The following is a 12,895-nucleotide window of genomic DNA, read 5'->3' on the forward strand; positions in this document are numbered from 1 at the left end:
CTCGGCAGTTGGCCGAGGTAGTCGTTCACCCGCAGGCGCGGATTCAGCTTGCCCGTGGTGGTGCTGCCTTCGTAGAGGGTGGTGCGGGTGCCGTCGTAGACGCCGGCGGCCCTTGTGGACGCCTCCCGCTTGTCATCCTGGTCGGCGGGTGGTCTGGAGCCGGTTCACCGCCTCGACGACGGGTGCCGCGCCGTCCTCTGCCGAGACCTGGGCCGAGAGGGCTTGGGCCCGCCGGCGGTATGCCGGGTCGGTGACTGCGGTGGTGAGCGCGGCGGCCAGCCGTGCGGGCGTCAGACGGCGGAACGGGATGGCGGCCGGGGCCACGCCGAGTGCCGTCAGCCTGGACGCCCAGAACGGCTGGTCGTTCATGACCGGCACGGCCACGGCGGGCACCCCTGCCCGCACCCCGCTCGCGGCGGTACCGGCGCCGCAGTGGTGGGCGACGGCAGCCAGCCGGGGGAACAGCCAGTCGTGCGGCACGTCGCCGATCGCCAGCACATCGTCGGAGATGTGTGCCCGCAGGCCGGTCTGCAACACGCCGCGCAACCCGGCCCGCCGCAGTGCCTGCACAGCCAGCTCGGTGTACTGCTCGGCCCGCGTCCCGGCCAGGCTGCCGAAGCCGACGAAGACCGGCGTGGGTCCTGATGTCAGGAAGTCGCGCAGCACGGGTTCCGGCTGCCATCCCCGCGGCCGGGGCGGCCACCAGTAGCCGGTGATCTCCAGCCCTGGCCGCCAGTCGGCCGGGCGCGGCAGCACCAGCGGGCTGATCCCGTGGAAGACCGGCCAGCGCGTGCTCTCCCGGTGCCGGTAGAGGGCGCGCGGGGTCATCGGGGGCAGTCCCAGCCGGGCCCGCATCTTGGTGCCCAACCCGGCCAGCAGCGGACCGGCCGCGGGCGACTCGAACGCGAGCCGGGCCGCCCTGCGGTTCCCCCACCGTCCGAGCGACCGCTGGAACAGGCTCATGACCGGCGGAAAGTCCCCTGTGGGGTCGACCGGCTGCAGGTGCACCCCCATGCTCGGCACGCCCATCGCCTCGGCGACGTGACAGCCGGGCGCGCCCGCGACACCGAGCAGGAGCAGGTCGGCCTCCTGTCCGGCGAGCCCGGCCAGCCCTTCCACGAGCTGCTCGCTGTACTCCTTGAAGGCGCTGATGGACAAGCGGCCGGTCAGCGCGCGGAGCGGGTCTCCGGGAAGCGGGACGTACCCCAGGCCCGCCTCGGTCACCAGCTCCGCGTACGGCTCGTGCGCGGCGATCACCACCTCGTGCCCGGCCTCGCGTAACCGCGTCCCCAGCCCCGCGTACGGCGCCACGTCCCCACGCGTGCCGACTCCGACGATCAGAACCCGCATCTGGATCCCCCCTGTCGCCCGCTTTGTCATACAGTCGCACGATAAACGGGAACGAGAGCTTTTACCATGCGCTCGCATGAGAAAGTGGCGGGAGATGCCGAAGATCGTCGACCACGACGCCCGGCGGCGGCACATCGCCGAGGCCGTGCACCGCGTCATCCACGACAAGGGCATGGAGAGCGTCAGCCTGAGGGAGGTCGCCGCCGAGGCCGGCATGTCCATGGGGGCGGTGCAGTACTACGTCACGACGAAGGACCAGATGCTGCTGCTGGCGCTGGAACGCATCGGGATCTGGATCGGGGACCGGGTGACGGCGGTGGCCGCGCGCCAGTCCACGCCGCTGGAGGTGCTGCGAGCGACCGTGCTGGAGCTGTTGCCGCTGGATGAGGAGCGCAGCTACCTCAACCGCATCGGGCAGGCGTTCCAGGCGAGCTCGGTGGTGTCGGAGAACCAGGCGGCCGCGATGCGGACGGGGTATTCGTCCCTGCTGTCCTTCCTCGCCGAACATATCAGGGCCGCCCAGGCCGCCGGGCAACTCGCCGCCCACCTGGACGCCGGCAAGGAGGCGAGCATCCTGTACGCCTTCGCTCAGGGCATCGTGAACGCCACCCTGGTCGGGCACTACACGCCCAAGGAGGTCGCGGCGTTGCTCGACCACCACCTGGCGCGGCTCCGCGCGGAGTGATCGCCGTAGCGGCCGTGACGTCGTCGGGCAGCGGCTCGGACGCGCTGATCACTCGGCCTCCGTGCCGATGACGCCGCCGTCGAGGGCGGCGGGGGACGCGGCGTCGGGGATGAGGATCCGCGGGGTGCCGGTGCCGTCGGCGGGGACCGTCCAGACGTCGGCGTGTTCCCGTCCCCGGGGGAGGGCGTAGGCGACGGTCCGCTGGTCGATCCAGGCGGCCTGGTCGTCCACGCTGCGGGTCTCGGCGAGCGGGGTGACCCGGCGGGTGGCCAGGTCCAGCACCGACAGGCGCCAGCCGCGGGCCGGATCACCGCCGAGCGCGGACTTGAAGGCGATCCGGGTGCCGTCGGGAGAGAGCGAGGGGCACTCGACGTTGTCCGTCAGGGCCCGCAGGCGATGCCTGTCGAGGTCGCCGAGCACCAGGTAGCGGTGCCCGGCGGTGGACATCGTCGCGTAGAAGCGGCGGTCGTCGGAGGTGAAGGTGACACCCCAGAAGTTGAGGTCCCTGGCCCGGTACGGCCTTCCGTCCACGGTGACCGGCCAGTCCTCCAGGGTGGGGATCAGCTCCTGGGTACGGGTGTCGAGGATGCCGACGCGGGTGGAGAAGCGGCCGCCGTTGTAGGAGTCGCCGGTGACGAAGACCGTCCAGGTCACCAGCCGGCCGCTGGGCGAGACCCTGGCCCTGTTGGGCACGCCGACCAGGGGGATCTCTCTGACCGTCCGGAGCCGCGCGTCCAGGACCGCGAGCTGGTACGTCGTCAGCCCGGGGTCCACGCGCAGGCACAGCCCGGTGCCACCGGCCGCGTACAGCCTGGCGCACGACAAGGCGGAGACCGCGCGCGCTCCGGCAGGGTCGCCGGCCGCGACGGACACCAGCCGGCCGGAGCTGCCGGCGGTGGTGCCGAGCGCCACCAGCCGCGGCCCGGGGACGAGCGAGACGCTGTCGGCGGCTCCGGCCCGCGAGGACGTGCCGGCCGCTCTGGCGATCATGATGGACACGGCTGCCAGGACGGCGAGCCCGGCGATGCCGGCGACCAGGAGCCGTCCGCGGCCGGTCACGGCGCGTTCTCCACGGTCGTGCGGCGGCCCGTCAGGAGGGCGGCCGTGGCGGTGGCGGCCACGGCGGCGGCGACCGCCGCGGCCCCGGTCGCCGCGGTGCTGCCCCAGTTCGTCCAGGCGAGCCCGAAGGCGAGGGAGGAGGCGAGGTAGGCCAGGGCCTGCACGGTCTGTACGCAGGCCAGCCCGGTGGTACGCAGGCCCGCGGGCAGGAGCGGGCCGGCCAGCGCCATCAGCACGCCGTCGGTGGCGGCGTAGAAGGCGCCGTAGCAGCAGAGCGCGGCAACCGTCACGAGGACGGCCGGCAGGGCGCTGCACAGCAGCAGGTAGACGGCCAGGAGCGCGACGTACCCGGCCAGCAGGACCGTGCGGCGGCCGTACCGGTCGGCCAGCGCGCCGAAGGGGGCGGCCAGGAGCAGGTAGACGAGGTTGGCGCCCACCGCCAGGAGCGGGAACCAGCCGGTCGGCATGGACTGGCGGGCCATCAGGAGCAGGTAGACGAAGCCGTCGCCGATGGTGGCCAGTCCCAGCAGGCCGGCGGCGTAGAGCAGCCTGCGGACCCCGGCGGCCCGCAGCAGGCCGCCGGCGGCGCGGAGTGTGACGGGGAAGGCCGCGGGCCGCCTGTCGCGGCGGTCGCGGGCGAAGGCGGCCAGGACCAGCAACCCGGCGACGGCGACGCAGAAGCTGGTCAGGAACAGCGCGTCGAACGCGGCCGGGCTGGCCGCCCCGACGGCCGCCAGGACGCCGAGCGCGGCCAGCGGCCCCGCGAACGCGCCCATGCTGTCCATCGCCCGGTGGATGCCGAAGGCGCGGCCGAGCAGCGGCTCGGGGACCGACAGGGTGATGAGCGCGTCGCGCGGCGCGGTACGCAGCCCCTTTCCCGCCCGGTCGGCGACGATGACGGCGCCGAGCGCGGGCACCGAGGCGCCGGCGGCCAGCAGGCCCAGCTTGGCCAGGGCGGAGATGCCGTACCCGGCGGCGGCGACGGCCTTGCGCCTGCGCAGGCGGTCGGCGACGTAGCCGCCGGCCAGCCGCAGCAGGGCCGTCGCGCCGGTGTAGAGGCCGTCCATCAGGCCGTAGGCGGCGGGGCTGAGGTGCAGGGTGAGCACGAAGTAGAGCGGGAGGACGGCGGTGACCATCTCGGCGGAGACGTCGGTGAGCAGGCTCACCGCTCCCAGCACGACGACGTTGACGCCGATGGCGCGCAGGCCCCGGCCCGCGCGGCCCCCGGGTGGCCGGTCGATGGTGGACAGGTACACGGGCTGGTTCGCCTCCTCGGTGGCGGTGGGGAAAGGCCCCCGCCGGGCGGGCGGCGGGGGCCTGCTCGGGTCAGCCCTGGGTGATGGACAGGTCGTCGATCTGGGCTTCGAAGAGGCTGGCGGTGCCGGCGTCGGCGGCCTCGATCGACAGCCGTACCGTGGTGCCGGCGTAGGCGGACAGGTCGGCGGTGGCGCTCTGCCAGGCCCCCGCCGTCTCGCCGGCGGCGCCGGTCCGTTCGATCAGGGTGGGACCGCCCGCGACGCCGATCCGCAGGTGGTCGTCGGCGCCGGAGTTGTCACCGTGGGCCAGGTTGTAGGACAGGCGCAGGGTCAGCGGGCCGGTGGCGGGCAGGGTGATCTGCGGGGAGGAGACGGTGGTGGCGCCGCCGTCCAGGTCGTTGTCGCCGTAGGCGGCGCCGGCCGCCGCGCCCGTGGTCAGAGCGTGGGTGCCGGAGGCCGCGGTCAGCTGCTTGATCTGATTGCTGTACGTGGAGGTGGTCTGCTGCGGCACGCCGCGTTCGAACGTCCCCGCGGTCGCCGTGTCGGTCCCGGACGTGTTGACCTGCCAGCCCTGGTCGGACTCGAAGTCGTCGGAGAAGACCGTGGTCCCGGGGGCGGAGGTCGTCCAGGCGTCGGTGACGGGAGACTTGCCGGCCGCGTTGCCGAGCGCGGGCAGGCCGTACATGTCCTCGATGGTGCGCAGCACGTTGTAGTGGTTGATCTGGGTGGTGGACTGGTGACCGGCCTTGACGTGGGCTCCGGCGAAGACGGTGTAGATCTGGTTGACGGAGGTGAAGTCGTCCTCGTCGAAGGTGGCGATGAGCAGGCTGTTGTGCGTCTTGGCCCACTGGACGTACCCGTCGAGCCTGCTCTTGGTCCACGAGTCGCCGGTGCCGACCGAGCAGTCGTGCATGTCGTTGCACATGTCGGGGATGACGAACGAGACCGTCGGCAGCATGCTGTAGTCGCTGGGGAAGGCGGAGTACGCCACGTGGTACGCGGAGCCGCTCACCGTGGGGAAGTCCGCCCAGGGGGCGTGCTTGCGCCGGTACTTGCCGCTGCTGCAGCCGGTGTACCCGGCGCTGGGCAGGCCCTCGGAGTAGGCCCTGAACGTGCGGCCGGCGCTCAGGAGCTGCTGGCCGAGGTTGCCGCCGCTCAGCGCCTTGGGGCAGTCGTCGTTGGTGACGCCCTGCTGGGAGCCGGAGAACAGCGCGATGTAGTTCGGCTGGCTGGGGTGGGTGACGCCGAAGGAGCTGGTGAACAGCGTTCCCTGCGAGGCCAGGGAGTTGAGGTAGGGGGCTGAGGAGCCGCCCTTGATGGTCGAGTAGTTCTTGTTCTCGAACATGACGATGACCACGTGGTCGAACTGCGGGACGGCCGCGGCGGTGGTTGCGGCAGTGGTTGCGGCGGCGGGCAGGGCGGCGGGCACGGCGGCGTCCGCCGGGGGTGGTGCGGCGAGCGCGAGCGCGGCCAGGAGCGCCAGAGCGGGCACGCGGGCTGGGACGGCGATGCGGGAGTGCATCGTTGGACCTCCTTGCAGGGGGGTCGCCGTGGGTGGCGTCGGCGGGAGGACGGGACGGTCCGGACGAGGGCGCATGACATCTCTGGGAGGGGAACGGGGGGCGTGTCGAGTCCGGTGTACTCCCGTCCGCCGCCGGGTGGTGGCGACCCGTCGCCAGTGGCCGGAATGGGCGCGGCGGTCCCTCGGCGGACCGGCCGCCGCCGACGCGGAAGTGGGTCCTGCGTGAGCGAACCCCTGCATGACAGGATTTGCCCGGCCACGTCAAACCGGACGTGAAGGGATCCTCATGAGCGACGACGACCTGCTCGCACACCTGCGCCGCCTCGGGATGGCAGCGCAGGAGGCCGAGGTCTACCTGGCCATGCTGCACACCGGCCGGACCACCGCCGCGGACCTGGCCGAGCATCTGGGCTGGCAGCCCGGCGAGGCCGAGCGCTCCCTCGGCCGCCTGGTCGACCTGGGCCTGGCCGCCGCCGGCGGCCCCGGACGGCCGGAGGCCACGGCCGTGGAGCCCACCATCGCGCTGGACCACCTGTCCCACGCCAGGTCGGCGGAACTTCTGCAGGCGCGCACCGCGGCGGTCAACGCCTACCGTCACTACCGGCGTTCGGTGCGCCCCCAGGCCACCGACGATCTCGTCGAGGTGGTGACCGGGCCGCGCATCGTCGAGCGGATCCAGCACATCGAGGGCACGGTGGAGTCGCAGGTGCTGCGCTTCGACTCGCCGCCGTACCACGTCCGCGTGGGGGCCAATCCCACCGAGGTGCACAACCTGGAGCGCGGTGTGGAGTACCGGGTCGTCTACTCCAAGTCCGCGGTGGAGAACGGCCTCTACTACGCCGTCAACATCCGGCCCTGCATCGCGGCGGGCGAGCATGCACGGGTGCTGCCGACCGTCCCGGTCAAGCTCACCGTCTTCGACCGGCGGGTGGCTATCGTCTCGATGTCGTTCGTCGAGGCGGAGGTCAACGACTCGCTGCTGGTGGTGCGTCCCTCCAGCCTGCTGTCGGCGCTGGCCGGGCTCTTCGAGACCTCGTGGCGCTCGGCGTTCCCGATGCATCTGAGCGACCGCGTCCCGGCCGCGTTGCGGCCGATGCACGTACGGATCCTGGAACTGCTCGGGACCGGGATCACCGACGACACCATCGCGCAACTGCTGGGCATCAGCCGCCGCACCCTGTCCCGCAACCTGGAGCAGCTCAACCAGCGCGCCGGCACCGTCACCCGCTTCCAGCTCGCCCTGTACGCGGCCCGCCAGGGCTGGATCTGACCCGCCCGCCGAACGCACGGTTCCTGCCCGGCTCTGGAGAGATCTCCGGTTCAGGTCAGGGGTCGGAAGAAGGTGCGGAGCTGGTCTGCCAGGTAGTCCGGCTCCTCGTGGGCCATGAAGTGTCCGCCGCGGTCGGGGCGGGCGAAATGTCGCAGGTTGGGAAAGGCGCGTTCGGCCAGGCTGCGGGGGAAGCCTGCCATCAGGGGCTCGTGGCTCAGGGTGATCGCGGTCGGCACGGTGATCGGTGGGCGGGGCCCGGTGTGCGGATGGTCGTAGTAGGGACGGAAGGAGGAACCGATGCTGCCGGTGGCCCAGTAGAGGGTGGCCACGGTGAGCAGGTCGTCGGCCTCCCACCGGGCCGTGAGGTCGCCCCCGCAGTCGCTCCAGTCGCGGTACTTGTCGGCGATCCAGGCCAACAGCCCTGCCGGTGAGTCCGTCAGCGCCGCGGCGATGGTGTCCGGGCGGGTTGCCATGATCGCGCTGTAGCCGCCGTCCTGGGCGTCGTAGGCCTGTTCGGCCTCCAGGTAGATCCGCTCGTCCGGGTTCACGGCCGAGGAGTCGATGCCGGCGGTGAGGCTGCCGGAGGTCATGTGGATCCCGACCACGCTGGCCGGGAACAGGGCGCCGAGCCATTGGGTGACGCTGCCGCCGATGTCCCCGCCGAACGCGCCGTAGCGCTGGTAACCGAGGGTGGTGGTCATCAGGTGCTGCCAGGTCTCGGCGACCCGATGACCGGTGAAAGGCCCGTGGGGTGTTTCGGAGTACCCGAAACCCGGCAGTGAGGGGATGACCACGTCGAAGTCGGCGGCCAGCCGGTCGGCCAGTGCCAGCATCTCCACGAAGCAGCTCGGCCACCCATGGGTGAGCACCAGCGGCAACGCGCCGCGTCGCGGAGACCTGACGTGGACGAAATGCACCCGCCGGCCGTCGATGTCGGCCAGGTGGTGCGAGTACTTGTTCAGCCCGGCTTCGACCCTGCGCCAGTCGAAGCCGTCCGCCCAGTGCTCCACCAGGGCACGCAGGTCCGTGGGGTCGGTCCCCGCGGTCCATCGCGTGCGGTCCGAGGCTGGGGTGAACCGGGTACGCGACAGGCGTACTCGCAGGTCAGCGAGCACGTGCTCCGGTACGTCGAGGTGAAGGGGTCGCATGCTCCGGCAATCGTCAGGTGGTCGGTGAGCTACGTCTGTCGAGCGACCTGATTCTGTCAGCGCTTCACGACCCGAGCCATCAGCTCACCCGCGGCAACCAGCTTGACCTCCGGATATGTGCGCGTCCCGGTGAGGCTTCCGCCCCTCAGGACTTGACAAGAATATACATGTACATGCAACATCTCCTTGCACGTACAAAGTATGCACATACAAGGAGATGTCATGAAGCGTGAGCGCGTGAGCACCACCCCCGACTGGTACGAGCCCTATGCGATCTCGCAGGCGATCAAGGTGAACGGGTTGGTGTTCGCCTCCGGCCAGGCCGGCTTCGACGAGAACGGCGTCACCGTCAGCGACGACTTCGAGGCCCAGGCCCGGCAGGCGTTCGCCAACCTCGACCGGGTGCTGAAGGCAGCGGGATCCAGCCTCGCCGACGCGGTCAAGGTGACCATCCTCGTCACCGACCTGGAGCCCAACCTGGCCACCATCATCAGGCTGCGCAGGGAGTTCTTCGCGGAGCCCTACCCCGCCGACACCCTGATCCAGGTCTCCCGGCTGGCCCAGGCCGACTGGCAGATCGAGATCGACGCGACCGCGGTGGCGCGTTCATGAGGATCCAGATCTGGTCCGACTACGTCTGCCCGTTCTGCCTGCTGGCCAAGGGGCCGATCCAGGAGGCTGTCGCCGGACGTGACGTCGAGGTCGAGTGGATGCCGTTCGAGTTGCGCCCCGAACCCGTTCCGACGCTGGAGCCCGAGGGCGCCTACCTCCAGGACATCTGGAAGCGGACGATCTACCCGATGGCGGAGCGGATGGGCGTCGACATCCACCTGCCGGACGTCTCGCCCCAGCCGTACACACGGCTGGCCTTCGAGGGCTACCAGTACGCCAGGGAGCACGGTGACGCCGAGTCCTACAACGACCGGCTGCTGCGGGCGTTCTTCGAGGACGGCCTCGACATCGGCGACCTGGACGTGCTCACGGACCTGGCCGCCGGGCTGGGCCTCGACGCGGCGGAGTTCCGCGCCGCCCTCCTCGACGGCCGCTACGGCGAGACGCACCAGGCCGCGCTCCGGCAGGCGCACGAACTGCGGATCCGCTCGGTCCCGACGATCATCATCGACGGCGCCCACCGGATCGAGGGCGTCCCTCGGGCCGGCGCGCTCCGCGAGGTCCTCGACAATCTCGCGGAGCCCGTGCAGACCTCATGCGGCGTGGCGGGCTGCTGAGGGAGGGAGCGGAACGCGCACGCCTCCGCGCCGCCGTGCGCGTTCCGCAACAGACCTTCGACCCATCAAGGGAGTACATCCATGACGAACCACCACACGCTGCGGCCCGTCCGGGTCGGCGGTCTCGACCTGCCCAACCGATTCGCCGTCGCGCCGATGACCCGGGTGTCCGCCGCCCCCGACGGCACGCCGACCCGCGAGATGGCCGAATACTACGAGCGGTACGCGGAGGGCGGATTCGGGCTGGTGATCACGGAAGGCACCTATACCGACACCGTCAACAGTCAGGGTTACCTCAATCAGCCGGGCATCGTCTCCGCCACGCACGTGTCGGCCTGGCGTGAGATCACCGGCAAGGTGCGGGCCGCCGGGAGCCGTATCGTGCTCCAGCTCATGCACGCCGGCGCGCTGTCGCAGGGAAACCCGTATCGCGCCGACACGGTCGGGCCGTCCGCCGTGCGGCCGCGTGCGGAGATGTTGCCCGAGTACGGTGGGTCCGGAAGCTGGCCCACGCCCCGGGAGATGACCGGCGCCGACATCGAGGCGGCGATCGGCGGCTTCGTGGCCTCGGCCGTCCGGGCTCGGGAGGCCGGCTTCGACGGGGTCGAACTTCATGGAGCCAACGGCTACCTGCTGGACCAGTTCCTCACCGACTACACCAACCGCCGCGCCGACTCCTACGGCGGCCCGGTCGCGAACCGGATCCGGCTGACGGCCGAGGTGGTGGCCGCGATCCGGGCCGAGCTGGGCGCCGACTTCTGCGTCGGCGTGCGGCTGTCGCAGGGCAAGGTCAACGACTTCGGCCACCGCTGGCCCGGCGGCGCGGCCGACGCCCGGATCGTCTTCGCCGCGCTGGCGGCGGCGGGTGCCACGTACCTGCACATCGCCAGCGAGGGACGCGACTGGATCGAGACCGCCCGGCTGGACGGCGGCGTCACGATCACGAGTCTGGCTCGCCAGGTGAGCGGTCTTCCGGTCATCGCCAACGGCGGCATGCACGATCTCTCGCAGGCGGCCCAGGTTCTGTCCGGCGGCCATGCCGACCTGCTGTCCATCGGCCGGGGCGCGCTGGCCAACCCCGATCTCCCCCGTCGCGTGTCGCGGAGCCTGCCGCTGGAGACGTACGACCGTCGCATCCTGGAACCCATGGCGACGCTGAGCAACGCGCGACAGCGGCTCCAGGGCATGCGCCGCGTGCGTCATCCCGCCTAGGATCGCCGCTGTGCCGCCCGGTTTGTCCCGCAGTGGTCAGGGCCCGGCCACCTCTTGGGCGGTCGTGGCGTTGTGGCGCTGGTAGTGGCGCGCGGCCCGGGCGCGGTTGCCGCATGACGGCTTGCACCACTCCTGCCGCCCGTGGCTCTTGACGAAGTAGCGTACGCAGCGCGGCGCGTTGCAGGCCCGCAACTGCTCACGCTGCGGACCGCTCAGGAACTCGATGGCGGCCCGCGCCAGCGCCGCGATCAACTGGACGCCCGCATCGCGCTCGGTCGACAACACTTCCGTACGGGGTGTTCCGCTCGCGGGCCAGTCGAGTTGCGGGACGATCGCCTCACGGGCGGCAGCCGCGTTGAGGTGCGCCAGCGCCTGCTCGACCGGCATCAGCCGGTGGGCGTCGGCCCGGCTCGGAGGCGCCGGGCTGACCGCATGCGCGAACAGCGCCCGCACGGCCCGGCGGAGCCCGACGATCTCGCTCCTGAGCTCCTCCCCCACCGTGAGCTCTGCGACGTCGGCGCGGCCGGCCAGCAGCTCGGCCTGCTGATGGATCCAGCGGGTCGTGCTCTGCGCCGTCGCCAGGTCGTCGGCGACACCGCCGTCGCCGTCGTGGCGGATCGTGCTCGCCAGTTCCAGTGCCGGCCAGCGCTCCACTCCAACCTCCCGGTTGCTCACGTCCTCTTCCGTACTCTATGGTCCCTAACGCTAAATCCCATTTAACCATTAGACAGCTTGGGGATCGCACGATGACGTTGCTCCTGGCCCAGATCAGCGACCTGCACCTGGACGGCACCGACCGGGCGACCCGGCGCGCCACCCAGGTCATGGACCACCTCAGGGCGCTGCCCCGCCCGGTCGACGCCCTGCTGGTCACCGGTGACATCGCCGATCACGGCGCGGAGGCCGAGTACGAGCAGGCCGCCCAGCTCCTGGCCGCCCCCTTCCCGGTGCTCACCTGCCCCGGCAACCACGACGTCCGCCCGGCCTACCGCAAGGCGCTGCTGCGACGGCCACCCGCGCCCGGTCCCGTCAACCAGGTGCACCACGTCGGCGGCACCGCCATCCTGATGTGCGACTCCACCATTCCCGGGCGCGACGAGGGCCGGCTCGACGCCGAAACCCTCGCCTGGATGCACGCCACCCTCGACGGGCTCGCCCCGGACACGCCCGCGCTGATCGCCTTCCATCAGCCGCCCGTCGTCCTCCACCACCCGTTGCCCGACTCCGGGCGGCTGGAGGCGCCCGGCGACCTGGCCGCGCTGCTCGACGCGCATCCGCAGGTCGTCGCCGTGCTCACCGGCCACGCTCACACCGCGGCCGCTTCCACCTTCGCCGGTCGTCCCTTGATCGTCGCGCCGGCCGTCACCTGGACCCTGCGCCTGCCGTGGGAGGGCGACCGGCCCGCCGACCGCGACCAACCGCCCGGCCTCGCCTTCCACGTCCTGGACGACGACCACCGCCTCACCACCCACTTCCGCGTCGTGCTCCAGGCATGACCCACACGTACGCGGTCGCCGCGTTCCTCCTGGCGATCCTGCCCGTCATCGCCACTCCGGGCGCCAGCCTGGCCCTGCTCGTCCAGCACGTCACGGCCGGTGGTCACCGGCAGGCCCTCCCGATCATCCTCGGCACGGTCAGCGGCCTGTACGCCCACGCGACCCTGGCCATCGCCGGGCTGTCGGCCCTGGTCATGCACTCCAGCCAGGCCTTCACCGTCGTCAAGCTCCTCGGGGCGGCCTACCTCATCGGCCTCGGCCTGTGGACCTGGCGTTCCACCACCCTGCCCCCGCCTCCTGAGCTCACGGATCGGCCGAGACGTACCGGCTCCGTCTACGCCCAGGCCCTGCTGGCGAACGTGCTCAACCCCAAGGCGGCCTCCATCTACCTGACCCTGGTCCCCCAGTTCATCGTGCCCGGCCGTCCTCTCGACGGGCAGATCCTCACCCTGGCCACCGCCCACGCCCTGCTGATGGCGGTGTGGCTGCTGACCTGGACGGTCCTGGTTCGCCGAGGGGCGCACATCCTGCACAGGGCCCGCTTCAGGCGCGCAGTCGCCAGGGTGACGGCGGTGGTGCTCGTCGTCCTCGGCGTCCGGGCCGCCACGACGTAGGCGCTGTCACGGTCGGCGGCGTCAGCGCTCCCGGGGGCGCGCGGCCGGCTGCCG

Annotated in this window: 13 protein-coding genes; 7 read left to right on the forward strand and 6 right to left on the reverse strand. The window is 71.8% G+C overall.

The window, feature by feature from the left end; genetic code table 11:
- Positions 1–132 precede the first annotated feature (132 nt).
- A complete protein-coding gene (locus ACWEJ6_RS11845; RefSeq protein ID WP_452423245.1) occupies positions 133–1,350 on the reverse strand; it encodes a glycosyltransferase in 1,218 nt (405 codons plus the stop codon).
- A 76-nt stretch (positions 1,351–1,426) separates the two neighbouring features.
- On the opposite strand from ACWEJ6_RS11845, the gene ACWEJ6_RS11850 reads away from it, so the two are divergent.
- Positions 1,427–2,035, forward strand: coding sequence for a TetR/AcrR family transcriptional regulator (locus ACWEJ6_RS11850; RefSeq protein WP_452423247.1), 609 nt, complete (start codon positions 1,427–1,429; stop codon positions 2,033–2,035).
- 48 nt (positions 2,036–2,083) lie between these two features.
- Here ACWEJ6_RS11850 and ACWEJ6_RS11855 read toward each other — a convergent pair whose 3' ends face one another.
- From ACWEJ6_RS11855 to ACWEJ6_RS11865, 3 genes are all read right to left on the reverse strand, one after another.
- Positions 2,084–3,094, reverse strand: coding sequence for a hypothetical protein (locus tag ACWEJ6_RS11855; protein WP_452423249.1), 1,011 nt, complete (start codon positions 3,092–3,094; stop codon positions 2,084–2,086).
- A complete protein-coding gene (locus tag ACWEJ6_RS11860) occupies positions 3,091–4,350 on the reverse strand; it encodes an MFS transporter (protein WP_452423251.1) in 1,260 nt (419 codons plus the stop codon). Before ACWEJ6_RS11860 ends, ACWEJ6_RS11855 begins: the two co-directional genes overlap by 4 nt.
- Positions 4,351–4,420: 70 nt before the next feature.
- Positions 4,421–5,872, reverse strand: coding sequence for an alkaline phosphatase family protein (locus ACWEJ6_RS11865; protein ID WP_452423253.1), 1,452 nt, complete (start codon positions 5,870–5,872; stop codon positions 4,421–4,423).
- Between the two features lie 286 nt (positions 5,873–6,158).
- Here ACWEJ6_RS11865 and ACWEJ6_RS11870 point away from each other — a divergent pair, with 286 nt between their 5' ends.
- Positions 6,159–7,142 (forward strand): helix-turn-helix domain-containing protein, encoded by a 984-nt coding sequence (locus tag ACWEJ6_RS11870; RefSeq protein ID WP_387675798.1) that lies wholly within the window; start codon positions 6,159–6,161, stop codon positions 7,140–7,142.
- Positions 7,143–7,192: 50 nt separating this feature from the next.
- Here the strand turns inward: ACWEJ6_RS11870 and ACWEJ6_RS11875 are convergent, their stop codons facing one another.
- Positions 7,193–8,290 carry an epoxide hydrolase family protein gene (locus ACWEJ6_RS11875; protein WP_452423255.1) on the reverse strand — a complete coding sequence of 366 codons (1,098 nt, stop codon included), beginning with the start codon at positions 8,288–8,290 and terminating at the stop codon, positions 7,193–7,195.
- 222 nt (positions 8,291–8,512) lie between these two features.
- On the opposite strand from ACWEJ6_RS11875, the gene ACWEJ6_RS11880 reads away from it, so the two are divergent.
- From ACWEJ6_RS11880 to ACWEJ6_RS11890, 3 genes are all read left to right on the forward strand, one after another.
- Positions 8,513–8,902: a RidA family protein gene (locus tag ACWEJ6_RS11880; RefSeq protein ID WP_387675795.1), complete on the forward strand. Its 390-nt coding sequence runs from the start codon at positions 8,513–8,515 to the stop codon at positions 8,900–8,902.
- Positions 8,899–9,519: a DsbA family oxidoreductase gene (locus ACWEJ6_RS11885; protein WP_452423257.1), complete on the forward strand. Its 621-nt coding sequence runs from the start codon at positions 8,899–8,901 to the stop codon at positions 9,517–9,519. Before ACWEJ6_RS11880 ends, ACWEJ6_RS11885 begins: the two co-directional genes overlap by 4 nt.
- 81 nt (positions 9,520–9,600) lie before the next feature.
- The gene (locus ACWEJ6_RS11890; RefSeq protein ID WP_452423259.1) at positions 9,601–10,731 is read left to right on the forward strand and encodes an oxidoreductase; all 1,131 of its coding nucleotides are present in this window, start codon (positions 9,601–9,603) and stop codon (positions 10,729–10,731) included.
- 36 nt (positions 10,732–10,767) lie between these two features.
- Here ACWEJ6_RS11890 and ACWEJ6_RS11895 read toward each other — a convergent pair whose 3' ends face one another.
- Positions 10,768–11,406 carry a CGNR zinc finger domain-containing protein gene (locus ACWEJ6_RS11895; RefSeq protein ID WP_387675786.1) on the reverse strand — a complete coding sequence of 213 codons (639 nt, stop codon included), beginning with the start codon at positions 11,404–11,406 and terminating at the stop codon, positions 10,768–10,770.
- Positions 11,407–11,477: 71 nt separating this feature from the next.
- On the opposite strand from ACWEJ6_RS11895, the gene ACWEJ6_RS11900 reads away from it, so the two are divergent.
- On the forward strand, positions 11,478–12,227 hold the full coding sequence (locus ACWEJ6_RS11900) for a metallophosphoesterase (protein WP_397159527.1): 750 nt from the start codon (positions 11,478–11,480) through the stop codon (positions 12,225–12,227).
- Positions 12,224–12,841, forward strand: coding sequence for a LysE family translocator (locus tag ACWEJ6_RS11905; RefSeq protein ID WP_452423261.1), 618 nt, complete (start codon positions 12,224–12,226; stop codon positions 12,839–12,841). Before ACWEJ6_RS11900 ends, ACWEJ6_RS11905 begins: the two co-directional genes overlap by 4 nt.
- Positions 12,842–12,895: the final 54 nt, after the last annotated feature.

Source organism: Nonomuraea sp. NPDC004702, from assembly GCF_053601695.1.